The sequence below is a fragment of the Tamlana carrageenivorans genome (assembly GCF_002893765.1).
Classification (GTDB): domain Bacteria; phylum Bacteroidota; class Bacteroidia; order Flavobacteriales; family Flavobacteriaceae; genus Pseudotamlana; species Pseudotamlana carrageenivorans.
Genome location: NZ_CP025938.1, coordinates 3,284,337 through 3,310,188 on the forward strand (window position 1 = coordinate 3,284,337; position 25,852 = coordinate 3,310,188).

General features: G+C 33.2%; 25 protein-coding genes. 14 read left to right on the top strand and 11 right to left on the bottom strand.

Features of this window, described 5'->3' with window-relative positions; all coding sequences use genetic code 11:
- Positions 1–175: 175 nt before the first annotated feature.
- From C1A40_RS14440 to C1A40_RS14465, 6 genes are all read left to right on the top strand, one after another.
- Positions 176–775 carry an MCP four helix bundle domain-containing protein gene (locus C1A40_RS14440; RefSeq protein ID WP_102996505.1) on the top strand — a complete coding sequence of 200 codons (600 nt, stop codon included), beginning with the start codon at positions 176–178 and terminating at the stop codon, positions 773–775.
- Between the two features lie 300 nt (positions 776–1,075).
- A complete protein-coding gene (locus C1A40_RS14445) occupies positions 1,076–1,420 on the top strand; it encodes a DUF3024 domain-containing protein (RefSeq protein ID WP_068605345.1) in 345 nt (114 codons plus the stop codon).
- Positions 1,413–1,859, top strand: a complete 447-nt coding sequence (locus C1A40_RS14450) for a UPF0158 family protein (protein WP_102996506.1) — start codon at positions 1,413–1,415, stop codon at positions 1,857–1,859. The genes C1A40_RS14445 and C1A40_RS14450 overlap by 8 nt, the downstream gene beginning before the upstream one ends.
- Positions 1,860–2,156: 297 nt before the next feature.
- Complete coding sequence (locus C1A40_RS14455; RefSeq protein ID WP_422395607.1) at positions 2,157–3,119, top strand: IS30 family transposase; 963 nt, start codon at positions 2,157–2,159, stop codon at positions 3,117–3,119.
- A gap of 116 nt (positions 3,120–3,235) precedes the next feature.
- Complete coding sequence (locus tag C1A40_RS14460) at positions 3,236–3,592, top strand: type II toxin-antitoxin system RelE/ParE family toxin (RefSeq protein ID WP_102996507.1); 357 nt, start codon at positions 3,236–3,238, stop codon at positions 3,590–3,592.
- Positions 3,582–3,872, top strand: a complete 291-nt coding sequence (locus C1A40_RS14465; RefSeq protein ID WP_102996508.1) for a helix-turn-helix domain-containing protein — start codon at positions 3,582–3,584, stop codon at positions 3,870–3,872. The genes C1A40_RS14460 and C1A40_RS14465 overlap by 11 nt, the downstream gene beginning before the upstream one ends.
- Before the next feature lie 165 nt (positions 3,873–4,037).
- Here C1A40_RS14465 and C1A40_RS14470 read toward each other — a convergent pair.
- A protein-coding gene (locus tag C1A40_RS14470; protein WP_102996469.1) for an IS3 family transposase occupies positions 4,038–5,200 on the bottom strand; the annotation gives its coding sequence in 2 pieces (ribosomal slippage) (positions 4,038–4,963 and positions 4,963–5,200; 1,164 coding nt in all).
- A gap of 107 nt (positions 5,201–5,307) precedes the next feature.
- Between C1A40_RS14470 and C1A40_RS14475 the strand changes: the two genes are divergently transcribed.
- Positions 5,308–5,838 (top strand): GNAT family N-acetyltransferase, encoded by a 531-nt coding sequence (locus tag C1A40_RS14475; protein WP_102996509.1) that lies wholly within the window; start codon positions 5,308–5,310, stop codon positions 5,836–5,838.
- A 643-nt stretch (positions 5,839–6,481) separates the two neighbouring features.
- On the opposite strand, the gene C1A40_RS14485 is transcribed toward C1A40_RS14475, so the two are convergent.
- From C1A40_RS14485 to tsaD, 7 genes are all read right to left on the bottom strand, one after another.
- Complete coding sequence (locus C1A40_RS14485) at positions 6,482–7,660, bottom strand: class I SAM-dependent methyltransferase (RefSeq protein ID WP_102996511.1); 1,179 nt, start codon at positions 7,658–7,660, stop codon at positions 6,482–6,484.
- An 8-nt stretch (positions 7,661–7,668) separates the two neighbouring features.
- Positions 7,669–8,757, bottom strand: a complete 1,089-nt coding sequence (locus C1A40_RS14490) for an AI-2E family transporter (RefSeq protein ID WP_102996512.1) — start codon at positions 8,755–8,757, stop codon at positions 7,669–7,671.
- A gap of 181 nt (positions 8,758–8,938) precedes the next feature.
- Positions 8,939–9,439 (bottom strand): TrmH family RNA methyltransferase, encoded by a 501-nt coding sequence (locus C1A40_RS14495; RefSeq protein WP_102996513.1) that lies wholly within the window; start codon positions 9,437–9,439, stop codon positions 8,939–8,941.
- Positions 9,440–9,448: 9 nt separating this feature from the next.
- Positions 9,449–10,090, bottom strand: coding sequence for a DUF4159 domain-containing protein (locus C1A40_RS14500; RefSeq protein WP_102996514.1), 642 nt, complete (start codon positions 10,088–10,090; stop codon positions 9,449–9,451).
- A gap of 6 nt (positions 10,091–10,096) precedes the next feature.
- Entirely contained in the window at positions 10,097–10,801 is a 705-nt protein-coding gene (locus C1A40_RS14505) for a 16S rRNA (uracil(1498)-N(3))-methyltransferase (protein ID WP_102996515.1), read from the bottom strand.
- A gap of 1 nt (position 10,802) precedes the next feature.
- A complete protein-coding gene (locus tag C1A40_RS14510) occupies positions 10,803–11,438 on the bottom strand; it encodes a peptidylprolyl isomerase (protein ID WP_102996516.1) in 636 nt (211 codons plus the stop codon).
- A 50-nt stretch (positions 11,439–11,488) separates the two neighbouring features.
- Positions 11,489–12,511, bottom strand: coding sequence for a tRNA (adenosine(37)-N6)-threonylcarbamoyltransferase complex transferase subunit TsaD (gene tsaD / locus C1A40_RS14515; RefSeq protein ID WP_102996517.1), 1,023 nt, complete (start codon positions 12,509–12,511; stop codon positions 11,489–11,491).
- Between the two features lie 365 nt (positions 12,512–12,876).
- Between tsaD and C1A40_RS14520 the strand changes: the two genes are divergently transcribed.
- The 5 genes from C1A40_RS14520 (at position 12,877) to C1A40_RS14540 (ending at position 21,511) form a co-directional block, all read left to right on the top strand.
- A complete protein-coding gene (locus C1A40_RS14520; protein WP_241910430.1) occupies positions 12,877–17,154 on the top strand; it encodes a translocation/assembly module TamB domain-containing protein in 4,278 nt (1,425 codons plus the stop codon).
- 145 nt (positions 17,155–17,299) lie between these two features.
- Positions 17,300–18,286, top strand: a complete 987-nt coding sequence (gene pfkA / locus C1A40_RS14525) for a 6-phosphofructokinase (RefSeq protein ID WP_102996519.1) — start codon at positions 17,300–17,302, stop codon at positions 18,284–18,286.
- A gap of 17 nt (positions 18,287–18,303) precedes the next feature.
- A complete protein-coding gene (gene gap, locus C1A40_RS14530; RefSeq protein ID WP_102996520.1) occupies positions 18,304–19,308 on the top strand; it encodes a type I glyceraldehyde-3-phosphate dehydrogenase in 1,005 nt (334 codons plus the stop codon).
- A gap of 84 nt (positions 19,309–19,392) precedes the next feature.
- Positions 19,393–20,253 carry a BadF/BadG/BcrA/BcrD ATPase family protein gene (locus tag C1A40_RS14535; protein WP_102996521.1) on the top strand — a complete coding sequence of 287 codons (861 nt, stop codon included), beginning with the start codon at positions 19,393–19,395 and terminating at the stop codon, positions 20,251–20,253.
- Between the two features lie 31 nt (positions 20,254–20,284).
- Positions 20,285–21,511, top strand: a complete 1,227-nt coding sequence (locus C1A40_RS14540; RefSeq protein ID WP_102996522.1) for an ATP-binding cassette domain-containing protein — start codon at positions 20,285–20,287, stop codon at positions 21,509–21,511.
- On the opposite strand, the gene C1A40_RS14545 is transcribed toward C1A40_RS14540, so the two are convergent.
- Positions 21,508–22,548 carry a GMP reductase gene (locus C1A40_RS14545; protein WP_102996523.1) on the bottom strand — a complete coding sequence of 347 codons (1,041 nt, stop codon included), beginning with the start codon at positions 22,546–22,548 and terminating at the stop codon, positions 21,508–21,510. The genes C1A40_RS14540 and C1A40_RS14545 overlap by 4 nt on opposite strands.
- A 253-nt stretch (positions 22,549–22,801) precedes the next feature.
- Here C1A40_RS14545 and C1A40_RS14550 point away from each other — a divergent pair, with 253 nt between their 5' ends.
- Entirely contained in the window at positions 22,802–23,287 is a 486-nt protein-coding gene (locus C1A40_RS14550) for a histidine kinase dimerization/phospho-acceptor domain-containing protein (protein WP_102996524.1), read from the top strand.
- A 63-nt stretch (positions 23,288–23,350) separates the two neighbouring features.
- On the opposite strand, the gene C1A40_RS14555 is transcribed toward C1A40_RS14550, so the two are convergent.
- Complete coding sequence (locus tag C1A40_RS14555) at positions 23,351–24,520, bottom strand: IS4 family transposase (protein ID WP_102996525.1); 1,170 nt, start codon at positions 24,518–24,520, stop codon at positions 23,351–23,353.
- A gap of 77 nt (positions 24,521–24,597) precedes the next feature.
- On the opposite strand from C1A40_RS14555, the gene C1A40_RS14560 reads away from it, so the two are divergent.
- Positions 24,598–25,437: a response regulator gene (locus tag C1A40_RS14560; protein WP_102996526.1), complete on the top strand. Its 840-nt coding sequence runs from the start codon at positions 24,598–24,600 to the stop codon at positions 25,435–25,437.
- A gap of 32 nt (positions 25,438–25,469) precedes the next feature.
- Here the strand turns inward: C1A40_RS14560 and C1A40_RS14565 are convergent, their stop codons facing one another.
- A complete protein-coding gene (locus C1A40_RS14565; protein ID WP_102996527.1) occupies positions 25,470–25,850 on the bottom strand; it encodes a RidA family protein in 381 nt (126 codons plus the stop codon).
- Between the last annotated feature and the right edge of the window lie 2 nt (positions 25,851–25,852).

A 25,852-nucleotide genomic window follows, 5' to 3' on the forward strand; every position in this document is an offset into this window, starting at 1 on the left:
TATTCGTTGCCAGTTGGCTGTTATGATTTAGGAAGCTAAAACCATCACGTGGTAGGCTCGTTTAAAATAGTTTAGATTTTTGTGTTTTAGTTGCTGTTAGAATTTTGCGGGCATAACGTATCTGTTAAAACATTGTACCCCTAATTGATACTTAACCAACTAAATATTATAGGTAATGACATTATTCGATAAACTGAAATGGGTGCTTGGCATATTGATGGTGTTTGTAATCATAATTACCACAAACTTAATTGATAGGAATAATTTTGTTAGAGTAAGAGATGCTGTATCTACGATTTATGAAGACAGAATCATAGCCAACGATTTAATATTTGATATGCAGAAGCTGTTGCATGAAAAGGAATTAGCAGTTGCTTTATCTGATTCGACGTTTTTGAATACTGAAAGCTCAACATTTAACGCCGATTTAAAAGCTTTAATTTCAAGGTTTGAGCAAACAAAACTAACGCCCCAAGAAGCTATAGTGTTTGAAGACTTAAAATCAAATTTTGAAGTACTTTATAATTACGACCTAAAGGCATTGCAGTCAAATTTGAATTATAAATCAAATATAGTTCATAAGTTTTCAAAGGTGAAGGCAAACCTGAATGACTTATCTAAAATCCAATTACGAGAAGGGCGTCGACAAATGGCTATAAGTAAAAAAGCCGTTGATACTGTTGAATTATTTACAGATATTGAAATTTATATCTTGGTTTTTCTAGCCATTATTGTTCAGGTTATTGTGATGTATAATCCGAAGGAGAAAGCGTAGGGGGTTAAAGGGCTTGAAGCGCTATTTTACTTAAAAGTGTGATCTATCTTAGTTCTAAAAATGAAATTGCTTAAATACTTATAGGCTAACGTGATAAAAATATTTTATGTTTGATATTTAATAGTTGTGAGCAATCCCTCATAGAAACCCAAAAATTCCTTGGTACGTTGGCTAACGAAAAATTGAGTAAATTGCCTCTAAGAATTTTAATAAATATGAGAAAATCGAACATTTATAAGCTACTGAATTTCAGGATCATATTTTTACATTAGTCAGAAATTGAAAAAAGAACCGAAATAAATGAAAAATACTGCAATCGATATAAATGAATCTACAATAAAAAAATATATAGAATCATTACGGCCTGAAGATAATGAAATCCGCAAAAAGTTGGATTTTGGGTATTCTTATGATGGAAAAGTTGTAATTCTTTATGAAATTAGACCTTTTTGGAACAATCCAGAAGAAATAGAAAATATTGAATTTGCTAAAATCAGATTTTATAAGTCCAGAAAGGAATGGAATTTATATTGGATGCGAGCAAGTGGGAAATGGGAAATTTATGACCCTTTTCCAAAATCAACACACTTGGAAAAAATAGTTAACGTAATTAAAGAAGATAAACACGGTTGTTTTTTTGGATAATCTGAAACAAAATATCATCAAAAATATTGCGCAGGAATTGGATTGTGGATTCGACTGCTATTTTAATGTGAAAACAAGTGAAATTATATCTATTCCAGGGATTTCTTATGTATCAGACCAAGATGACTTTAAAAAATCTTTTGAACAGGATTTTAAAAGCATAGAAAATAACACAACAGATTTTATAAAATTCGCTGTTTTGGAAAGCTTTGAGTCAATTAAAATTATGGAATTATTTGCACAACAATTAACTGACCAAAATCTTAAGGCAGAATTGGGAAAAGTATTGGAAAACAAAAAGCCATTTCAGAATTTTAAAAGTAAAGTAGACCAATCAAATTTTAGACAAAATTGGTTTGATTTCAAGCAAAAAGAAATTGAGAAAAAAGTAGAAACTGAATTAAAAACAAATAAAGCCAGCTCACAACAATGGCTATAATTAATACGGGGTTAGATGCTTAACCTAAATTTTAGTATGTTTTTGTAATGTCCGCCAAATCTTTTGATTTGGCTTTAGAACAAAAAATATAAAACAAAATAAAAAGTTTTGGCTAAGTGTTTAATCGGAAGTTAATTTCTTTTTTATTCCCGTACTAATCATAGCCGAGACCGTTGTAAAACATATCCAAAAATGCTTCCGTATTCAAGAACTTAACGCAACAAATCTAAATTAATAGATTTGTAATTATGGTACGAAAAAAAACAGGTAGACTTACCCTTAAAGAAAGAATAAAGAATACAGATTGAGACTCTTTTAACTGAAAAAAAGAATAAATCATACATCGCTATAACCATTAACAGAGCTCGATCTACGGTTACAAGAGAAGTTAATAAATGGGTGCAAACAGATAGAGATAAATACTCAGCAGAACTAGCTCATTGGTGCGCCAAAGATGATTACCTAAACAAAAGAAATATTGATAAAATATCTAAGTACCCTAGACTTCGAATTTATGTCTATAGGGGCTTATTATCACAATGGACTCCTGAACAAATTGCTGGAAGACTAAAAGAAGAATTCCCAAATGATCCTATAATGTCTATTTCTCACGAATCAATTTATAGGTACATATATGCAAAGCCTCAAGCTAGTTTAAATAAAAAACTAATTAAACTCCTCGTACGCAAAAAAACAAGACGTAGACCCTCTAAAAAAAGACGCAGAACAGGATCTAAAATATTAAACCAAGTCAGTATAGACCTAAGGCCCGAGCATATTAACCTAAGAAATGAAATCGGACACTGGAAAGGAGATTTAATGATTGGGAAGGATCAAAAATCGGCTATTGGAACTATCGTAGAACGCAAATCTAGATATACATTAATTATCAAACTAAAAGCCAGGAACTCTAAGGAAATTGCTAAAATGTTTTCTAAAGAACTTAACAAACTAGATCCCATATTCAAAAAATCTATGACCTACGATAATGGAATTGAAATGGCAAGACACGAAACAATTACCAAGAAAACAGGTATGAAAATTTACTTTGCACACCCCTATTCTTCTTGGGAAAGAGGTACCAATGAAAACACTAACGGACTCATCAGAAGGTACCTCCCAAAAGGAACAGATTTTAACAAAATTGACTTAAATACATTCATCGAAATTCAAGAAAAATTAAACAATAGACCTCGTAAAATTATTGGATTTAAAACCCCTAATGAAGTTATGATAAAAGAACTAAAAATTGTAGCTTAGACTCATACAAAAAAAAGCAACGTTTGTTGCGTTAGAACCTTGAATGCAGCGCTTCTAGAACTCAAAATCAACTTAAAATTTTTGAAAATAGTAACTTTTAAGTTACTTTTGTAGTAATGGAAAAAGTTAGGCAAGTAATACAGTATAAAAATTATTTCGAGGAGTTTCTACTTGCTCAACCAGTAAAGATTCAAGACAAAATATTTAAGGTCATTGAAATAATCGAAACTTATCAGCACGTGCCGAAAACGTATTTGGCACCAATGAAAACTCATAAGGGATTATTTGAAGCTCGAATTAAGTTAGGTTCGAATATTTGGCGAGTTTTTTGCTTCTTCGATAAAGGTAAATTAGTCATACTCCTAAACGGATTTACTAAAAAGACGCAGAAAACCCCTAAAAAAGAAATCGATAAAGCTGTTCGATTAATGAAAGAGTATTACGAAGAAAAAAACAAAGAAAATGGAAACTAAAAGTTGGAAAGAAATAAAAGATAACGTTTACGGAAAAAAAGGAACGGAACGTAGAGATGAACTTGAAAGAGATTTTGAATCATTCAAAATTGGCTTACTTTTAAGAAACGCTCGTGAAGAAAAAAATCTTACTCAAGAACAGCTTGGTTTACTGATTGATAAAAAACGAACTTATATTTCTCGTGTAGAAAATAATGGAAGTAATTTGACTTTAAAAACTCTATTTGATATTGTTGAGAAAGGTCTTGGTGGCAAAGTCAATATTTCAATCGAAGTATAAAAATACGTTTTACAACAAGATGTATAATTAATGGCTAGGTCGAACTTGCTTACGAAAATCCTGAGGAATATTCTATTCGGTTTGTATTTTCTAAATTAGTTGCTCAAACACGCAACTAATCTTATACAAAACTGGACTACCTAATAAATTTGGTACTATTTTATACTAAGCAGCTTTGTTAATAAATCCTTTTAATTGTAATTCTTTTTCAAGAGGCGTCATGTATCCTAAACTAGAATGTAATCTTTGAGTGTTATACCAGTTTAAATATTGATCAATAGATTTGTATAATTGATTATAAGACGTATACTTAAATCTATTAATCCACTCATATTTAATGGTTTTAAAAAAACTTTCAGCTACAGCATTATCCCAGCAATTTCCCTTTCTACTCATGCTTTGTATCACTTTTTGATTAAAAAAGAACATATTTGTGATTCTGTTGGATGCATATTGCACACCCCTGTCCGAATGAAAAATACACTGCTGGTTTATCACTCTGTTTCTTCTAGCATCAACCCAGGCCTTTAAAACCGTATTCTCAGTAGTCATATCTTCACTTAAAGACCAGCCTATTATTTTTCTATCAGCCAAATCCATTATCGTGGTTAAATAGTTCCATTGTTGATTAACTCTTATATACGTAATGTCAGAGACTAATTTGTAGCCTAAAGAAAAACTGGTAAAATCCCTGTCTAATTCATTTTTAGCTGTTTTTAGAGAATGATTTGAATCCGTAGTTACCACAAATTTTTTATTCAATACACTTCTTAGTCCCATTTCTTTCATAAGTAACCCCACATATGAACGGGAATAAAAAAGCTTTTCTCGTTCAAGTTGTTTTTGAATTCGATAGCTACCATAAATCTGTTTACTATTGTCAAATATAGCTTCGATTCTGTCTTTTAAAAATGATTTAGAGGAATTAACCTTTAAGGTGTCTTTGGTTTTAAGCCAATGGTAATAAGCATTTTTACTAACCTTCATGCATTTGCACATCTTTTCGACAGGATAAGTATTTTTGTTTGATAAAATGAAGTTATACCTTATCTGTCGCTCTTGGAAAAGATGCTCACCGCCTTTTTTAAGATGTCACGTTCCATTTTAACATCTCTTAATTCCTTTTTTAATGCTATAAGTTCTTGATGTTCTTTGGATTTAGGTTCATTTTTAGAAAAATCTCCTCCTTTTAAATCATACTCTTGTTTCCATCTATTAATAACACTTGTATGAACTCCATATTCTTCACTCAGTTGTTTTGTTCGTATACCAGATTTTGATAAATCTAATATCATCGATTTAAACTCGTTGTCATATTTTTTTCCCATAATTCAAATATAGTTTATACTCTATATAAAACCGTCACAACAAAGGTAGACACTTCAAAACCGTTGTGGTGCATATATTAGGAACGCAGAAGAAACCTAAAAAGTAAATGAGATTAACGATAAGAAAAGAAAATCCAGAAGACTTTAAAACAGTCTTTAACCTTATAGAAAAGGCATTTGAAAATGAACAAATGAGCGACCACAAGGAACAATTTTTAGTGGAACGATTGAGAAATTCAGATGCTTTTGTTCCCGAACTTTCAATGGTAGCCGAAACCGAAAACAAAATTGTTGGACATATTCTGTTGACAAAACTTAAGATTAAAAACAAATCGAACGAATTTGACTCATTGGCTTTAGCACCTGTCTCTGTCTTACCTGAATTTCAAGGAAAAGGAATTGGTGGAAAATTGATAGTCGAAGTTCATAAAAAAGCTAAAGAATTAGGATATAAATCAATCGTTCTACTTGGACACGAAAATTACTATCCAAGATTCGGTTATGAACAAGCTGATAAGTATGGCATAGAATTACCGTTTGAAGTTCCGAAAGAGAATTGTATGGTAATTGAATTGATTGACAATGGCCTCGATGGAGTAAATGGCATAGTTGAATATCCAAAAGAGTTTAATGAATAAAAAATACGACACCACAAAATCATATAACTAATAGCTAATTGGTTGTTTCAACCAATATTGAGAAACTCACTCAGGCTTGTAAAACTGAAATAATAACTATGACAAAAAAGGTTATCGGAGCAGTATTTTTAATAATTGCATTTTTATTGACAATATGCATAGTACATAGACTTGCAATTAACCCAATTGCTTGGTCGAAATTTAAAGAGTTTATTACTGGAAAAGCTGGACTGAATTGGTCAATTCTTATTATTGCTTTTTACTCATTAATTTTAGTTCCAATATTTTTAATGTTTAAATATGGGCTAAAATTGACAAAATTATTTAAATGAACTGAATTAAATTAAAAACTAAACTTTATGTGGGATTTAGCAGGTTTCGGAACCGCTCACTCAAACGGAATTGAGAAATTTTGCCGACTAAAGCTCTCAATGACCTTACCCAAAATCAAAAAAAGGAAAATACCACGGAATTTAATTTAACAGAAAAAACAACGATATGGCAATAAAGGTTATAATGCATTGCTGCCGAATTTTCTACCTGAAATTCCATGTAAATTTGCTGTCTTTCAGCTGCAGCATAAAGCATCCTGTGGATGTTTCGGCAATGAAATTATAAACGAAACCGTTTAATCTTACATCATTTATACCCTAGAACAAACTAAAACAAGCTTTTCATTATCAAAATTGGAGGTGAAGAATAAATACTTATCACCACCATCTTTAATTTTAAACTTTTTACGAATTTGCTGAACGCTTTCAGGAAAGTTACGCGTTGTAATATTGGCTTTAGTGTTGGCCAACTGCTTTAGCGCTTTTTTATTGTAAGCGATACAACTTTCAATTTTAAAACGTCTTCCAGGAAAATCAACTAAGGTTGTACTCGTGTATAAATGTGCGTTAGGATGCAGTTTGTCTAATTGCAATTTTTCAGAAATACTTTGAAAGGCGCCTGATTTTAATATGGAACTATTAGGTTCGTAAAGATAAGTTTGGGGATCACTAAATGTCGCCTTAGCCGTTTTTTCTTCATTTAAATAAAAGGAAAAACTTTCGGTTTCATGCTTTTTTATATTAACCGTTTTAATGGCGATATCCTCTTTAAAATCGGCTTCTAATATCCATAGTAGCTCTTTGACCTCGTTGTTAACCGATACAACAATAATTTTTTTAACCTGTTTTAATTCGCCTATTCCAACCGAAAAATCTAATAACGGCGAGGTTTTAATGAGAATGTTTTTACTGTGCTTAAAAAGCAGGTTTAAATGTTCTGGAACATTTGGTAAACAATCGTTTAAAAAAAAGACTTTGCCCTTGCTGTCGTGACGCCGTGACGGATCGATGTAAATCCAGTCAAATGTTTTATCAGTCTCTTTTAAATATTCCAAGCCATCACCAGCAAAAGTCTGGCTGTTTTTTACATCTAGGGCTTTAAAATTATGATCGACAATGTCGGAGAGTTTTGGGTTGATGTCACAGTGTATAACTTCTTCAAAACGTTTAGAAAAGTAGAAACAATCTACCCCAAAACCACCCGTTAAATCAATAATACGTGTTCCAGTAATGAGCTCCGATTTATATTTGGCAGTGATCTCCGAAGAGGTTTGCTCGATGTTTAATTTGTTTGGATAGTAAATGTTTTCAGTATTAAACCAAGTTGGAAGTTTGTTTTTACAACGGTTTTTGGCTTCAATTTGCTCAACTACCTCTTGGGGTGGTATATGCTCAAATGGTAGTCCTTTAAGTAAAAGGGAAGCGATATCCGTGTTTAAATTTTTAGCAATGAAATGCTGAATTTCAGTATTTAAAATCGTGCTATTCAATTTGAAAATTAAATGTTTTCGGTGAATTTTTTTACGATTCTATTTTCCGATAAATACTCTTTCAAGATAACTTTAATGGCCGTGTAAGCAGGAATGGCAATAATTAAACCAATAACACCAAACAAAATACCAGTTACTAAAATGATAAGAAAAATTTCAAGAGGATGTGATTTCACACTTTTTGAAAATATAATAGGCTGACTCACAAAATTATCGATAAGTTGCCCAATCATGAATACAATAAATACCCAAAAGGTTTTTGGTAAGATATATGAAATAAATTCCTGTCCAATATTACTGGTCATGGTTAGTGTCATCATAATAATTACACTAATAAAAGGACCAACATAAGGTATTAAATTTAATAAAGCGCATAAAAATGCAATCACAAAAGGATTTTGGATACCAATGATTAAAAGCCCCGTCATGTAAATGATGAATAGAATGGAAATCTGACAAATAAGTCCGACAAAATATCGAGAAAGTAAATTTTTAATTTTTAAGAAAGAATTTTTAAACTGATTCTCACTTTTTTCTGGTACAAAAATGAGCAAGGTATTTTCTAGTAAAGCACGGTCTTTTAAGAAGAAAAAGGCGATAAAGAGTACCGAAAACACAGCTATACTAAAGCTACCTAAACCACTAACTATAGAATTTAATACTTGTGGAATAAAGGAGAAATCTAGTTTATCTAGAAATTTAATACCCTTGAAAGAATCGCTTAGGTCGTTTTGATGCAAATTAAAATTTAAAATAAAATCGGAATATGTTTGTTTAATATTAGATTCAAGCTTATTAATATCTAGAAGCGAAAGGTTATGACCTTGTTCTAAAACCAAAGGAACAAACAAGCCAACAAGACCAATCATGATACCTAATACCAGGAAAATGGTAATAATAACGGCTATGTTTTTTTCAATTTTTAACTTTTTTTCTAAAAACTGCACAAATGGTCTGCAAATTAAGGAAGTTACCGCCGCTACTGTAATATAAGCGATAACAGAACGTACTTTATAAAGAAAAAATAAGATTAAAGCAATACTAGCGATGGTTAGAACTGCTCTTACAATGCCGCTTGAAATGGTTTTTTGATTCAAATTAAATAGTTTGATAAGTAAGTAAAACTAATCAATTAAAATAAGAATAAAAAACAACTTTATAAAACACTTATTTACTGCCTCATGTTTTTACGAGATCGCTGGATATCTTTTAAAAATATCGAACTTGAAACTCAATACTTACTTAATTTTGATTGTATAATAATAATGAAACTCAGGCTTAGAGTAATTGTTTTGTAGCTTCATAAAGGGCGATATTAGTGGCCTGAACAACATTCATGCTACTATTTTGCCCGAACATATCGATATGAATAACGTCGTTTGAAGCGTTTAAAACGGCTTCAGAAACGCCAAAATTTTCATCACCAATTACAAAAGCTATAGGTTTTTCTGCTGAAAATTTATAATGATGAATAGGCTGGCTTTTCTGGGTAATTTCAATAGAAATTATTTGATAGTTGTCATTTTTTAAGCCTTCAACCACTGCTGCAGTATCTTCTAAAATTTCATAAGGGACCACTTTTTCAGTGGCTCTAGAGGTTTTTGCCATTTTTCTTCCCAAAGTAATATTTTGTCCGCATAAAATTATTTTTTCAACACCAAAGGCATCGGCGATACGAAATAAGCTTCCAATATTAGGGGCATTGGTTACATGATCGCAAACCAAAGTAATGGGAAATTGACGTTTTTTAAAATGGGTATTATAATGATTTAACTGCATGACATGGGTTTAGTGATCAAAAACATACTTGATGATGTTAGCACCCATTTTAAGAGCCTTTTCACGAACCTCTAAAGGATCGTTATGCACCTCTTCATCTTCCCAACCATCACCTAAATCACTTTCATAAGTAAACAGTAAAATTAGTCTGTCGTCTTGAAATAGGCCAAAGGCTTGCGGACGCTGCCCATCGTGTTCATGAATTTTAGGTAAGCCGTTTGGGAATTTATAAGGCGCTTTAAAAATCTCGTGATTCAATGGGATTTCAATCAAATCTTTATCTGGAAATACTTTTTTTAATTCTTTAGTGATGTATGGTTGCATGCCATAATTATCATCTATGTGTAAAAAACCTCCAGAAAGCAGATAGTTTTTTAGGTTTTCGGCGTCAGCTCCATCAAAAAATACATTGCCATGACCGGTCATGTGCAGAAAAGGGTATTGAAAAATATCTAAACTTCCGGTTTCTACAGTTTGTGGTTTTGGGTTTATTTTAGTGTGAATATGTTGGTTACAATACTCAATAAGGTTTGGTAAAGCAGTAGGATTTCCGTACCAATCGCCACCGCCTTTGTATTTTAAAACAGCTATATCCTGAGCTATAAGTGCAAATGAAAATAATGAAAAACTAAAAATAAAAAGAACCCTCATGTATACTTATTCATTTATAAAAGCTACAGAATGGCAAGCTGCAATAGCTGCTGTTTCTGTTCGTAACCGTGTTTCGCCCAAAGTTACTGGAATAAAATTGTTTTTAAGTGCTAAGGCAATTTCTTTAGATGAAAAATCGCCTTCAGGACCTATTAATATAGTAATATCTTGATTAGGTTTTAGCTTTTGTTTTAATGATTTTTTATCACTTTCCTCGCAGTGAGCAATAAAGCGGTCTCCCGAAAACGATTCATTTATAAAATCTTTAAAGTGAATAGGAGGACTTAATGTAGGCATAAAACAGCTTAAAGACTGCTTCATAGCCGATTGTAAAATGCGTTCAAAGCGGTCGTTTTTAACCACTTTGCGTTCGCTATGATCGCAAATAATGGGTGTAATACGTTCTATGCCTATTTCGGTAGCCTTTTCTAGAAACCATTCGTAACGATCGTTCATTTTCGTAGGTGCTACAGCCAAATGCAAATTAAAATCGCGCTTTTTTTGTTGGGTTTTAGAAATAATATTGGCCATGCATTTATTAATGTTGGGCATAGTAATCTCAGCAATAAACAGCCAACCTTTACCATTAGTAATGTGTAAGGTGTCGCCAGTGGTTTTACGCAACACTTTTACAATGTGTTTGCTTTCCGTTTTATCAAACGATATTTGGGCCGTTTGGTCGTTTATTTCTGGATTATAGAAAAGTTGCATGTTACTTTTTTTCAGTAATTTTTAAAACTTGTAATTCTGAAATTTCCTTAGGTTCATGGGTTTTTAAAACCACATAATAGCGATTGGTTTCAGGTAAATTTACTGTATACACGTCATTTAAAGCATAGCTATTATTGGTTAAGCTATTTTCTAAGGCGGTATCTAGTTTTCCTTTTGTAAACCAACCTGTGTCTCCGCCTTTTTCGGCTCCTGCATCCATCGAATAGCGTTTAGCTAAAAAATCAAAAGGCGCACCATCTTTATAGTTTGCCATTATTCTAGATCTAAGCGTATTCAAATCGGCCATATTATATTTGCTGCCATCTAAATAGATGTACGAAACGCGGTTGTAGGTGTTTGTAGTTTTACTTATCACTTTGTAATAGGTTTTTTCAAACTCACGATCTACAACTTCGGTGCTGCCTACGTTTTTCTTAAAAAGCGATTTGGCTAGTACCGTTTGGTGTTTTTCTTCGTTAAAAGTAATTAATTTATTTTTAGTGGATTTATTCGATTTTATAAAGGCATCGGCTTGCTCGGGGTTATTAATGTTTTTCAATTCTTTTTGAACAGAAGGCTGTGCATGTAAGGCGACTACACTAACAAATATTAGTGTACTAAGTAGTTTTTTAATCATGTCGATAGGTTTTGGAGCAAGGTTAGTTTATTTCGTAAGGGCTTTATCTATTAAATTTTTAATCGCGCCGAGGCAACAACATCTTGCTTGGCAAAATCCTTTTCAAGATATTTTAAATAACCAACGATCGCAATCATAGCACCATTGTCTGTAGTGAATTCAAATTTGGGGATATAGGTGGTCCACCCAAATTTTTTCTCGCCGTCTTTTAAGGCTTGTCGGATACCAGAATTTGCCGAAACACCGCCACCAATAGCAATGTGTTTTATGCCAGTTTCTTTAGAGGCCAATTTCAACTTGTCAATTAAAATGCCAATAATGGTGTATTGGATGGAAGCGCATATGTCATTAAGATTTTCTTCTATAAAATTAGGATTTGCCTTAACTTCTCGTTGTATAAAATACAGAATGGCTGTTTTTAACCCCGAAAAACTAAAGTTTAGTCCGTCTACTTTTGGTTTCGAGAATTTAAAAGCTTTGGGGTTTCCCAATTTGGCACGCTTGTCAATTTCAGGACCTGCAGGATAACCTAGTCCTAGAATTTTACCACTTTTATCAAAAGCTTCACCAACGGCATCATCAATAGTCTCGCCAATAACGGTCATATCAAAATAATTTTCAACCTTAACAATTTGGGTGTGCCCTCCAGAAATGGTCATGGCTAAAAACGGAAATGGTGGTTTGTAAAAGCCTTCTTCATCAATAAAATGCGCTAAAATATGACCTTGCATATGATTCACATCAATAAGCGGAATATTTAAGCCATAAGCCAGGGATTTAGCAAAAGAAGTCCCTACCAATAAACTACCCATCAGTCCAGGGCCTTTTGTAAAAGCAATGGCATGCAACTGTTCTTTAGTAATGTTGGCTTTCTTTAGAGCTTGATGTATTACAGGAACTATATTTTGTTGATGAGCACGTGAGGCCAATTCTGGCACGACACCACCGTACTCTTCATGTATTTTTTGGCTAGAAACAACGTTGCTTAAAATTTTACCGTTAACCAATACTGAAGCCGCCGTATCATCGCAAGACGACTCAATTCCTAGTATATATATATTTTCTGAAGACATTAATTTATATTAGGCATAATAATTACTAATTTTACAGCGAATAAGCGTTTTATTCACAGGCACAAAACTACTCAATTATTTTTTTATTAAAAACGTTAATAAGTTTATATCCATAGCTTAATATTTAATAGGGGTTTGGAGTTTTTAAAGAGTAAACGTAGTTTGATTTTAATTAAATAATAATCCAATTTAAGATTAAGAAATTTCTAAAAATAGTATCTAAAATAGCAGGCATTTTATTAATGCTTTTTGTCATCTTGTTGCTTATTTTATCCATTCCTTACGTACAAACACGAATAGGTAAATACGCTACTAAGCGTCTAAACAAAGAGTATAAAACAAGGGTTTATATTAACCAAGTTAGCATGCAGCTGAATGGGGATATTGAGCTTAAAAAGATTTATATTGAAGATTATAAAAAAGACACTTTAATTAGTGTTAACGAATTGAATACTTCTATTTTAAGTTTTAGAAATTTATTATACGGTAACTTAGTTTTTGGAGATATCGATATTGAGGATTTAGACTTCAATGTAAAAACATACCAAGGAGAAACCGAAACAAATCTTGATGTTTTTGTTCATAAATTTGAAAGTGATAACCCCGAACGGGTTAAAAGCGATTTCCTATTTTCCTCTAGCGATGTGTCTATTTACAACTCGGTTTTCAGTTTAACCGACGAAAATCGTGAAACATCTAAAATGCTTTATTTTAACGATTTAAATATCAATGCTACCAATTTATTGATTAATGGTAGCGATGTTAGTATGCGAGTAAATACCTTGTCCTTTAAAGATAGTAGAGGTGTAGTGGTTAAAAATTTAATGACCAATTTTGCTTATACGCTTAACGATATGACCTTCTCGGATCTTCAGGTTAAAACAGAAAATTCGGTTTTAAATGGCGATTTGAAATTTATTTATAAACGAGAGGATTTACAATTTTTTACCGATAAAGTTAATATTGAGGCTTCTTTTAAAGACTCTAATGTACTTATTGATGAACTAAACACTTTTTATAATGAATTTGGGCATGATATTCATGCGCTTTTTGATGTGAAGCTTTCCGGTACTTTGAATGATTTACAAATGACCGATTTAAGACTGTCCACTAGCGGTAGAACACATGTTTATGGGGATATTCATTTTAAAAATTTGTTCACGAAAGAAAAGGAAAGTTTTTATATGGATGGTAATTTTCGAAGCCTCTCTTCAACCTATTACGATTTAAAACATCTCCTTCCTAATATATTAGGACGCTCCATACCATCATCTTTAAGTCGTGTAGGGAAATTTAGTATTAAAGGTAATACGCAAATTACTACTAAAAAGGTGGTTGCCGATGTTAAAATTAATACCGATATCGGGTTTGTAGACTCTAACTTGGTAATTGACAAAATTAATGATATCGATAATGGTGCTTACCAAGGTAACATCATATTAAATGAATTCGATTTTGGTTCCTTTTTAAATACCTCTAAGGTTGGTAAAGGCTCTTTAAATTTTGATGTTAACGGTAAGGGTTTTACTGCCGAAAAAGTAGATACCCAAGTAAAAGGTGAGGTTTTTCATTTGGAATATAACCACTATAATTATAAAGCTATTAAAGTTGCCGGAAATGTAATGAATAATATTTTCGACGGAAATCTTGTGGTAAACGATCCTAATCTGCAAATGAACTTTTTAGGGCTTATCGATTTTTCCGATCATGTAAAAAAATACGATTTTGAAGCCGTTGTCGATTACGCCAATTTAAAAACACTAAACTTTATTAAGCGCGATTCTATTTCTATACTTAAAAGTAAAGTCAATATGAATATGAATGCCGGAAGTATTGATGATGCCTATGGTAAAATTACTTTTAGAAATACCGTGTATCAAAATGAAAACGACACCTATGCTTTTGATAAGTTTGAATTAACTTCTAGGTTTGAAGGGGAAGAGCGTTACCTGTCTTTTAACTCGCCAGACATCATTCAAGGCGATTTAATTGGGCATTTTGTAATTAGAGACCTGCAAAAATTGTTTAAAAACGCTATTGGATCGGCTTTTTCAAATTATACTCGAGACAAGGTTAAAGGTAATCAGCATATAAACTTTAATTTTAAGATTTATAATAAAATTGTAGAAGTTCTTTATCCTGAGGTGAAGTTAGCCAAAAACACCTTTATTCGCGGACATGTAGAGAGTGATGAAAGCAAGTTTAAACTCATGTTTAAGTCGCCAAAAATAAACTACGATGATTATTTTGTTAATAATGTGGAGTTGCAAATGGATAATGGTAGCCCATTATTTGATACCTATATTGAAGCCGATAGCTTAAACACCAAATATTACAATTTATCTAAGTTTAATTTGATAAATGTAACCTTGAATGATACCCTTTTTATGCGCGCCGAAATTGTGGGAGGTAAACGCAACAATGACACCTATAATCTCAATTTTTACCATACCATTAACGCCGAAAATGAGTCGGTTGTTGGTTTTAAAAAATCTGATTTTACTATCAAAAATCACAAATGGAATATCAATGAAACGAACGATAAATTCCATAAAATTATCTTCGATAAAAAACTAGCGCATTTACATGTAGACCAGTTTAAAGTGAACCACGATAACGAAGTCATTAACCTTTCTGGATTTATTCAAGATTCAACCCAAAAAGATATCAAGTTAGATTTTACTCATATTGACCTCGATAAAGTCCTTCCAGAATTAGATAGTTTAAAGTTTGAAGGTCGAGTTAATGGTAATCTGGAAATTATTCAAAAAAATGGGAGCTATGTTCCAACCTCCGAAATTGTAATAAACCATTTGAAAATTAATGAATTTGAGTTAGGATCCTTCGATGCTAGCATTACGGGGAATCAATCCTTAACACATTACCTCGTTGATGCTTCTATTAAAAACGATTTAGACAAATCTTTTCATGCTCAAGGCGGTTTAGATGTGAAGAATAAACAAACTTTTATAGATGTTAATTTAGATTTTGATAAATTTCGATTACATCCTTTAAATGCTTTGCTACAAGGCATTTTATCTAATATTCGCGGTGAAGCAACGGGTAGAATTCATGTGGTTGGAAATCTAAAAAAACCAGAAATTAATGGCGATTTAGTGCTTGATAATGCAGGTTTAGCGGTGCCTTATTTAAATGTAGATTACGCTTTCGCGGATAACTCCTCAGTCACTTTAAACGATCAAACTTTTCAGTTTAACAACATCAATTTAACCGACACAAAATACCAATCCAAGGGAAGACTTCGTGGAACAATTAGCCATACAAACTTTTCAAAATGGAATCTAGGCTTAGATATTACAACCGATAACTTATTGGTTTTAGACACGAAAGAAGCTGAAGAGTCCCTATATTATGGTATGGGGTTTTTAGGCGGCCGAGCAAGTATTGAAGGGCCCACCGATCAATTAGTGATCTCGGTTGAAGGAGAAACTAAAAAAGGAACCGTATTTAATATTCCTTTAAACGATTCCGAATCTTTTGGTGATAACTCCTACATGCATTTTATTACCAAGGAAGAAAAAATGGCCAAAGAACAAGGGGGCGAGATCGTTTTTGATGACATTAAAGGCCTAGAACTCGATTTCGATTTAGATGTTACCGAAGATGCCGAAGTACAACTCATCATAGATAAAAGTACCGGCCACTCTTTAAAAGGTCGCGGGCGAGGTGGTTTATTGGTAGAAATTAATACCAATGGAAAATTTAAAATGTGGGGTGATTTTTCGGTGTTTGAAGGGGTTTATAATTTCGCTTACAGAGGTTTGGTTCAAAAAGAATTTATAGTACAACCAGGTGGTACCATTGCTTGGGAAGGCGATCCTTTAAAAGCTCAAATCGATATGTTAGCCACATATAAAACACGTGCAAACCCTTCTCCTTTATTGGATACCCCTATAAATAGAAGCATTCCAGTAGAACTTAATATTGCGCTGGTGGGTGATTTGGAACAGCCCAAACCCGAGTTTAGTTTCGATTTTCCTAACGTAAGTTCAACGGTTAAATCGGAGTTGAATTATAGACTTCAGTCTAATGAAGACAAACAAAATCAGGCCTTATATCTACTCTCTACAGCGTCTTTTTCAAGCGGTTTAAGTGATCTTAATTTTTCTGGAACCATTGCCGAAAGGCTTAATGGTATCATTAACGGACTGTTTACAGGAAGTGATAGTAAACTCAATATTGGTTTAAATTATGAATCCGGACAAAACAGACCCGATTATCAATCCGATGATCGTTTTGGTGTAACCCTGCAAACTCAAATTAGCGATCGTGTTATTATTAATGGTAAAGTAGGTGTGCCTGTAGGTGGTAGTGGAGCCACGCAATCGGTAGTAGCAGGCGATGTAGAAATTGCTTTTTTGTTAAACGAAGATGGCAATTTAACCGCTAATGTTTTTAATCGCGAAAACAGTATTAGAAATTTTGGAGAGAAAATAGGATACACGCAAGGAATTGGAGTGGCCTATAGCGTAGATTTTGATACCTTTAAAGAACTCATTCATGAGATTTTACGAAAATCAAAACCTATAGAAGGCTACGATTTAGAGCAAGAGCAAACCGATAAAAACAATGAAAAAGCACTGCCTAATTATATTTCAATTAAAGAAGAATCAGGTAATTAGCTGCTTTTTTTTATAAATATTTGTAAATTCCTTTATTTTATTGTTAACTAAAACGTTGTAGTTTTAAATGTAGGGTAAAATATGATTTATGTTATAGAAATATGATATATGTTTATTAATTTTACACGACTAAACAAGAAAATGAATGCCTAAAACAATTAAGAAAGTAGCTGTTTTAACATCGGGAGGAGATTCTCCAGGAATGAATGCTGCTATACGCGCTGTCGTGAGAACATGTGCATACCATAATGTAGAATGCCTCGGCGTTTATCGTGGATATGAAGGCCTTATTGAAGGCGATTTTGTAGTATTGGATGCTCGAAGTGTGAAGGGGATTATTAACAAGGGGGGTACCATGTTAAAATCGGCCCGCTCCAAAGAGTTTAGAACTGCAGAAGGACGTCAAGAAGCTTATAAAAAACTAAAAGAGAAAGGCGTTGATGGCCTTGTGGTTATTGGAGGTGATGGATCGTTTACAGGGGCTCTTGTTTTCAATCAAGAATTTAATTTCCCAGTAATGGGTATTCCGGGAACTATCGATAATGATATTTTTGGAACCTCACATACTTTAGGCTTCGATACAGCGCTTAATACCGTTGTCGATGCCATTGATAAAATTAGAGATACAGCCAGTTCGCATAACCGATTATTTTTTATTGAAGTTATGGGACGTGATGTTGGTCATATTGCATTAAATTGTGGTATTGCTGGTGGCGCTGAAGAGATTTTAATTCCTGAAGAAGATTTAGGATTAGAACGTTTGGTCGAGTCTCTAAACAAAAGTAAAAAGTCTGGAAAAACTTCTAGTATCGTGATTGTCGCTGAAGGGGATAAAATAGGAAAAAATATTTTTGAACTTAAAGATTATGTAGACGAAAATATGGAAGGGTACGATGTAAGAGTTTCAGTTCTTGGTCATATGCAACGTGGAGGTGCACCTTCTTGTTTCGATCGTGTTCTAGCCAGTAGAATGGGCGTTAAAGCGGTTGAAGCCATGTTAGATGGTGAAAGTAACTATATGGTAGGACTTAAAAACAATAAAATGGAATTAACACCATTAGATAGCGCTATTAAAGGTAAAACAAAAATAAATTTAGAATTATTGCGTGTCTCAGATATCATGAGCACTTAACATTTATAAACAAGATTATGTCAAAATTAAAAATTGGAATTAACGGATTTGGTAGAATAGGTAGAATTGCTTTTAGAGTAGCAGCTTCTAGACCTGATATTCAAATAGTAGGTATTAATGACTTATTAGATGTTGAGCATTTAGCTTACTTATTGAAATATGATTCTGTACACGGTCGATTCAATGGTACTGTTGATATTAACAACGGAAACCTAGTAGTAAACGGTAATGAAATTAGAATTACAGCAGAACGTAACCCAGAAGATTTAAAATGGGATGCTGTAGGCGCAGAGGTTGTATTAGACTGTACTGGTATTTTCACAACTTTAGACAAAGCTCAAGCTCACATTACTGCTGGTGCTAAAAAAGTTGCGATTTCTGCACCATCTGCAGATGCTCCTATGTTCGTAATGGGTGTTAACCACGATAAAATTACTTCAGAGCATACTATCGTTTCTAACGCATCATGTACTACAAACTGTTTAGCGCCAATCGCAAAAGTTATTAACGATAATTTCGGTATTATTGAAGGTTTAATGACTACTGTTCACGCTACAACAGCAACTCAAATGACTGTTGATGGTCCTTCTAGAAAAGACTGGAGAGGTGGTAGATCTGCACTTGCTAATATCATTCCTTCTTCTACAGGAGCTGCAAAAGCTGTAGGAAAAGTAATTCCAGAATTAAACGGTAAATTAACAGGTATGGCTTTTAGAGTTCCAACTCCTGATGTTTCTGTAGTAGATTTAACAGTAAGAACTGAAAAAGGAGCTTCATGGGATGAAGTTAAAGCGGTAATCAAAAAAGCTTCTGAAAATGAGTTAAACGGTGTATTAGGATATACTGAAGAAGCAGTAGTTTCTCAAGACTTCGTTTCTGAAACTTTAACTTCAGTTTTTGATGCAGAAGCAAGTATTGCTTTAAATGATAATTTCTTTAAATTAGTATCTTGGTACGATAACGAGTTTGGTTATTCAACTAAATTAGTTGACTTAGCGCAACATATCGCATCTGTAAAATAATTTTTTTAAAATATTAATAATAACTCCACAGAGTTATTGTGTATAAAGCACAGTATTCTGTGGAGTTTTTTTATCTCTAAACTTATGATTTTAATTGTTGATAGTGGTTCTACTAAATCGGATTGGATTGCCGTAGATAATAATGGAAACCAATTGTTTGAAAAAATTCGTACTAAAGGGCTCAATCCTGCCATACTACCCGAAAAGAAGCTGTTTAAAATTATTAAAAGCAGTAAAGAGCTAAAAAAGAACAAAGATCAAGTAACCCATATATTTTTTTATGGAGCAGGTTGCGGAACCGAAAATCCGAAACGTTTATTAAAAGGAGTATTACAAGAAATTTTTGTGAATGCACAAATTGATGTAAATGAAGACACTCTAGCTGCGGTATATTCTACAATTAATACGCCAACTGAAGCTGCTGTAGTTTGTATTATGGGTACTGGTTCTAATTGTAGTTATTACGACGGTGAAAAATTGCACCAACGTGTAAATTCTTTAGGTTACATTTTAATGGATGACGCTTCAGGAAACTACTACGGTAAACAATTGATTAGAGATTATTACTTTAATCATATGCCTGTTACTGTGAAACACGCTTTTGAAACCAAATTTAATCTTGAGTCCGATTACATTAAATACAATGTATATAAGCAACCGAATGCTAATGCCTATTTAGCAAATTTTGCTGAATTTATGTTTTTAAATAAAGATTCAGAATACATCATTAATTTAATAAAAGATGGTATTCGCCTCTTTGCTAAAAATATGATCATGCAATATGAAGAAGAGCTTAAAACCGTTCCCGTGCATTTTGCTGGATCAATTGCCTTTTTTGCACAAAATGAAATTAAAGAAGTAGCAGAAGAAATGGGCTTTAAGGTTGGTAATTTTCAACGTAGACCTATTGAAGGCTTAATACCGTACCATACTAAAGACCTTTAGTTAATAATTTCTACAAACAGGAATTTTTTTTATGTTTAAAAATCATGTGGCGCTTTACATCTCTAACAATGAAGATAAAAAGCGTATTGTTGAAAGCATACAAACTGGTACTTTATTTGAAAACTTAGTAGGATTAAAAACGTTGCTTTTTTCTGAGTTGACTCTTGATAAGTTTATTAAAGAGGAATTACAATATGATCAATTTAATATAGAAACCATTCATAAAAATAAATTATCTCAGGCATCTGGAGGTGAAAGAAAAAAAGCGCTTCTTAAGTACCTCATTTCACAAAACCCAGAATGCCTTATTGTAGATAACGTATTTGATAGTTTAGATAGCGCTTCACAAAAAGCAATAGCCTTACAATTAGAGACTTTAAGTGATAACACGATAATCATTCAGGTATTAACGCGTAAACATCAGCTTTTGCCGTTTATTTTAAATCTGTATCAGTTTCATAACAATACATTCAAAAAAGTTGAGCGGTTAGAAACGCAGGTTTCTTATAAGTTCTTATTAGATAAATTACCTCAGCCAGAGCATGAATTTGACACTGATTTTAAAAGTCTTGTCAAATTTAATAAGGTGAGTATTCAATATGGTGAACGCCCCATTGTGAGAAACATTACTTGGGAAATTAAACCAGGGGATTTTTGGCAACTTATCGGTCCTAATGGTGCAGGGAAAAGCACTCTAATTACTTTAATTACGGGAGACAACCCTAAAGCCTACGGACAAGATTTGGTTTTGTTTGGTAGACAGAAGGGTAGTGGAGAAAGCGTCTGGGATATTAAAAATAATATTGGTCATTATTCTGCAGAGATTTTACGCGGATTCCGTAGGTTGGACTCTGTTGAGAAAATGATGCTTTCAGGGTTTTATGATTCTATTGGACTGTATAAATTCCCAACCGAAAGACAAAAGTTTATTGCTCATGATTGGCTTAAAATGTTAGGCTTATTTGAGCTTAGAGATAAAGATTTTTTGTCTTTGTCGGTAGGTCATCAGCGCTTGGTTTTAATAGCACGTGCCATGGTTAAACATCCTCCGCTATTAATTCTAGACGAGCCTACCAATGGTTTAGATGATGCAGATGCTGTAATCTTCTCAGAATTGGTTAATAAAATTGCATCCGAAAGTAAAACAGCCATATTGTATGTTTCCCATCAAAAGGAAGCATCAATACTACGTCCAGATTTTATTTATGAATTAACCCCAAGCACATTGGGATCTCAAGGAAAAGTGGTACACGTTTAACTGTTATATACACGGTTTTCCTGTTCGTTAACTCGAATAAAAGTAGTGCGTTTGGTGAGTTCTTTTAGCCTGGAAGCGCCCACATAAGTACAGGTACTACGTAAACCGCCTAAAATGTCTTGAAGTGTGGTTTCCACCGGTCCTTTGTAGGGTACTTCAACCGTTTTTCCTTCACTCGCTCTATACTCAACAACGCCGCCTACATGTTTTTCCATGGCAGTAGCCGAACTCATACCGTAAAATTGTTTAAATACTTTGCCGTTTTTTTTAACGATTTTACCACCACTTTCATCATGTCCTGCCAGCATACCTCCAAGCATTACAAAATCGGCACCAGCACCAAAAGCTTTAGCAATATCGCCCGGCGTTGTACAACCACCATCACTAATAATTTGTCCGCCTAAACCATGAGCCGCATCAGCACATTCTATAATGGCAGAAAGTTGTGGATAGCCAACACCTGTTTTAACTCTTGTGGTACACACAGAACCAGGTCCAATACCTACTTTAATAATATCGGCTCCAGAAATTAAAAGTTCTTCTACCATTTCGCCTGTAACCACATTTCCAGCAATAATGACTTTATCTGGAAATAAATGCCTTGTATTGCGCACAAAGGCTGTAAAGTGCTCTGAATAACCATTAGCCACATCAATACAAATAAATTTTAAATGGGGATGTAACTCAAAAATACGTGTTAGTTTTTCGGTATCGTTTTCACTTGTTCCTGTGCTTACAGCTATATAATCCTCTATGGACTCCGGGGCGCTTTCTAAAAAACTATTCCAGTCTTCAATAGAATAGTGTTTATGTATGGCCGTAAATACTTTTTTTTCAGATAAGGCCTTAGCCATTTCAAAGGTCCCCACAGTATCCATGTTGGCTGATATGATAGGAATTCCTGACCAAGTTAAAGGGCTGTGTAAAAATTTAAATTCCCTTTCTAAACTCACTTCAGATCGGCTCTTCAAAGTAGATCGTTTAGGTCTTATCATCACATCTTTAAAGCCTAACTTAATGTCATATTCAATTCTCATCTAATATTTTTTGGTAGTTTTAATGCAAACCTAAAATTAGTCATTTTCAAAATAAAATTTGACTTAATAACGAATAATCATTTTGATAATTCGTAAATTTATAGATATGTTTGTTAAAAAAACTATTATATCAGGTTACTCCCCCCCCCCCCAAATTTATGAAATCAATTAAAAAGAGGTATAAATTATCTTTTCTGATTTCCCTAAGCATTGTCACCATACTTCTGATAGGCTTTCTTTTCTTAGAAAAAAAATGTATATTGAAAGTGCTGCTGGTATTTTATTTGTTCTTGCTGTTATTCAAGTATTCGGACTTCAATATTTTTTTAAAAATCAGCTTAAAAATGATGTGATTAATTCAAACTTAAAGCTTCGAGTGAATGAGTTAAAACGAAATTTAGACACTGCAGAAACAATTGCCGGTCAAAAGTCCATTTATTTGGCAAACATGAGTTACGAAATTCGCACCCCATTAAAAACGGTTCTGGGTATGTTAAACCTGCTGAAACAAAAGTATTTAGAATCCGATCAAATCGCACAATTAGAAATTGCCGAATATTCATCATTACATATTTTGCAATTGGTGAATATGATTGCAGATAATGCCGTTGTAGAGCGGGGTAATATTAAATTGAATATTGAGGCCGTTGATTTAAAAGCAGATTTGATAAAACTTTTTAAAGTTTTTGAGTTTCAGGCCTTCGAGAAAAGTTTAGGTTTCAAACCAATCCTGTCCTAAACATTTTTGATCTAATCAAAAGTCAACGATTTTACTGGTAATTAGCCATGTTTTTTATCTTTTTCAAAAAAGAACCCCTTGTGTATAATTTTGTTTGGGGGGAGGCTGCTCGTTAAAAGGGCTATCAATCCATTTTTGCAAATCCACTTTGACAAAAAGGTTAAGTCTTATAAAAGCTACTAAATTGGACAAGTACCAATTATATTTTGCATTTGCTTTTAAGGCTTTTAGGATGAGTATAGTAATAAGAGCCGTCCATATTTGTATCATTACAGCATTTTCAGAAGTTCCTATAAACGATTTAATATGTAGCTGTTGTTTGATGTCTCTAAAGAATATCTCAATATCCCATCTAGCTTTGTAGAGTTGGCTAATTGTGTTTGCTGTCCAAGACATTTGGTTGGTAATAAGTTCTATTTCCTGCTTATTTTTATCGTCCCATACAGCTATTCTACGTAGCTTCTTTGGGTATTTTGTTTTTGATTTAGCCCCTGTTAGCTCAATGATTTCATCTTTTAAAACATGATGATGTCTATTTTCTGGCAATTCTTTTTCTTTAATACTCTTAAATTGGATGTTTTCTTTGTGCCTAATTACAAAAAACACTTGGTTGCTGTCCCAAACGTTAAGTAACGAAAAATCATTATAAAATCGATCTGCGACAATAACCGAACGGCTAATCAAAGGAATATCGTAAGCTCCTTTATTATCTGCTGTTTTACCATCGCTAATATTTACATAGTGCGGTAAATTACCATCATAATCAAGCAAGGTGTGCATTTTTACAGCTCCTTTGTGGGTTTTGTATTTTGCCCAATCAAAGAGACTTAAACATAGACTTATCGTTGTAGAATCTAATAGAAATATCTTGGATTTAATTTTGAATTTAACACGTTTTAAGTGAGGGTGCTGTCCAAAACTTTTTAAAAGAACATAGTAGTAATCTCGATAAAGCGTCCAGTCTCGATGTTTGTTTTGATAGCTTATCGTTGATTTAGAAGGTGCTTTCTGTATGCCTAAATGATTAAGGTTTCCTGTGGCAGAGCGAAGTCCATTACTTATATCTCGGACGGATTGACTTTTTGCAAATTGACAAAACAACATGGAGACTAAATGTGTCCAACTATTAAATCCTTTTTGATGTTTATCTGTTCCCTTGGCTTTTACAAGTTTAGAAAAACTAGAACGGTCTAATTTGGAGATTATCTGAGAGAACAATGTTATATTTGTCATGGAGAAAGGTTGTTTTTTGTTGTGCAACTCAAAAATAATATTTTGAGATACAAAATCCCTTTCTCTTTTTAAGCGTTTTGGACGCTATTGGTTTCAAATATAAATTTTTAGCCGAAAAAGATAGTAAGTTTCTAGTTTTAGCAGATTCAGCAAAAATTCAACAAGTATTAACAAACTTAATCAATAACGCTATTAAGTTTACAAATTCTGGTACTATCACGGTTACGGTCGATCAAACAGAAGGTACAGACGAAAGCTTGTTTTTAACTTTTTACATTAAAGATACCGGTGCAGGCATGAGACCTGAAGAGGTTAAATATCTATTTAATAATAAAAATGATTTATCACAGTCTAACTTATTAAGAGATTATAGAGGTGGGGGTATAGGCCTTGCAGCATCGCACCATCTGGTTGAGTTAATGGGTGGCGAACTAAAAATTGAAAGCAAAGAAAATGAGGGTTCTGCGTTTTATTTCAGTTTACAACTTACAAAGTCTCTAAATATCCAAAATGATACAGAAGAGAAATCGCCCGAGATAATCAATAGGCTAAATGTTTTAATTGCGGAAGATAATAGAAACAACCAAAAAGTTATAAAAGCCCTATTAGAGCGCCAAGGTGCCGATTTTACTTTTGTTAAAAATGGTTTAGAAGCAGTAGAACTCTATAAAATTTTAGATTTTGATTTAATTTTTATGGATATCTATATGCCAGATATGGATGGTTATGAAGCAACAAGACGCATCAAAGCAACCGATAAGTATAAACAAAATCTTACGCCTATAATAGCCGTATCTGCAAGTGCTTTTGAAGAAGATATCCTAAAAGCCAAACAAGCTGAAATTGATGATTTTCTTGCTAAGCCTATTGAAGTGGCTAAACTCAAAGAAATTTTAGTAAGCTATTCTAAATCGTGAAGGTTGCTTGATATCCTTATTTAATAAAGTTTTTACTTTACAGCAATCACGCTAATCTCAACATTCACGTCTTTTGGTAAACGCGCCACTTGAACAGTTTCTCGCGCAGGCGCCGTGGCATCATCAAAATAGCTGCCGTAAATGGTGTTTATTTTTTGAAAATCATCCATATTACTTATAAAAATAGTAGCCTTTATAACATGATCAAAGCTCATGTTTGCCTGAGTTAAAATGGCCTTGATATTGCTCATAACCTGTTTGGTTTCAGATTCAATATCGTCTAAAACAAGGTTGCCAGAAGTTGGATGAATCGCAATTTGGCCAGATGTGTATAGGGTATTACCTGTTAAAACAGCTTGGTTATAAGGGCCTATAGGAGCCGGAGCATGAGGCGTCGTGATAATTGTTTTCATAG

What these genes read in the sequence shown, in the direction of transcription:
- C1A40_RS14440 (WP_102996505.1), top strand. Translation starts at nt 176, where the DNA reads ATGACATTATTCGATAAACTGAAATGGGTGCTTGGCATATTGATGGTG.
- C1A40_RS14445 (WP_068605345.1), top strand. Translation starts at nt 1,076, where the DNA reads ATGAAAAATACTGCAATCGATATAAATGAATCTACAATAAAAAAATAT.
- C1A40_RS14460 (WP_102996507.1), top strand. Translation starts at nt 3,236, where the DNA reads ATGGAAAAAGTTAGGCAAGTAATACAGTATAAAAATTATTTCGAGGAG.
- C1A40_RS14465 (WP_102996508.1), top strand. Translation starts at nt 3,582, where the DNA reads ATGGAAACTAAAAGTTGGAAAGAAATAAAAGATAACGTTTACGGAAAA.
- C1A40_RS14475 (WP_102996509.1), top strand. Translation starts at nt 5,308, where the DNA reads ATGAGATTAACGATAAGAAAAGAAAATCCAGAAGACTTTAAAACAGTC.
- C1A40_RS14495 (WP_102996513.1), bottom strand. Translation starts at nt 9,439, where the DNA reads ATGCAGTTAAATCATTATAATACCCATTTTAAAAAACGTCAATTTCCC.
- C1A40_RS14500 (WP_102996514.1), bottom strand. Translation starts at nt 10,090, where the DNA reads ATGAGGGTTCTTTTTATTTTTAGTTTTTCATTATTTTCATTTGCACTT.
- C1A40_RS14505 (WP_102996515.1), bottom strand. Translation starts at nt 10,801, where the DNA reads ATGCAACTTTTCTATAATCCAGAAATAAACGACCAAACGGCCCAAATA.
- C1A40_RS14510 (WP_102996516.1), bottom strand. Translation starts at nt 11,438, where the DNA reads ATGATTAAAAAACTACTTAGTACACTAATATTTGTTAGTGTAGTCGCC.
- tsaD (WP_102996517.1), bottom strand. Translation starts at nt 12,511, where the DNA reads ATGTCTTCAGAAAATATATATATACTAGGAATTGAGTCGTCTTGCGAT.
- C1A40_RS14520 (WP_241910430.1), top strand. Translation starts at nt 12,877, where the DNA reads ATGCAGCTGAATGGGGATATTGAGCTTAAAAAGATTTATATTGAAGAT.
- pfkA (WP_102996519.1), top strand. Translation starts at nt 17,300, where the DNA reads ATGCCTAAAACAATTAAGAAAGTAGCTGTTTTAACATCGGGAGGAGAT.
- gap (WP_102996520.1), top strand. Translation starts at nt 18,304, where the DNA reads ATGTCAAAATTAAAAATTGGAATTAACGGATTTGGTAGAATAGGTAGA.
- C1A40_RS14535 (WP_102996521.1), top strand. Translation starts at nt 19,393, where the DNA reads ATGATTTTAATTGTTGATAGTGGTTCTACTAAATCGGATTGGATTGCC.
- C1A40_RS14540 (WP_102996522.1), top strand. Translation starts at nt 20,285, where the DNA reads ATGTTTAAAAATCATGTGGCGCTTTACATCTCTAACAATGAAGATAAA.
- C1A40_RS14545 (WP_102996523.1), bottom strand. Translation starts at nt 22,548, where the DNA reads ATGAGAATTGAATATGACATTAAGTTAGGCTTTAAAGATGTGATGATA.
- C1A40_RS14550 (WP_102996524.1), top strand. Translation starts at nt 22,802, where the DNA reads ATGTATATTGAAAGTGCTGCTGGTATTTTATTTGTTCTTGCTGTTATT.
- C1A40_RS14555 (WP_102996525.1), bottom strand. Translation starts at nt 24,520, where the DNA reads ATGACAAATATAACATTGTTCTCTCAGATAATCTCCAAATTAGACCGT.
- C1A40_RS14565 (WP_102996527.1), bottom strand. Translation starts at nt 25,850, where the DNA reads ATGAAAACAATTATCACGACGCCTCATGCTCCGGCTCCTATAGGCCCT.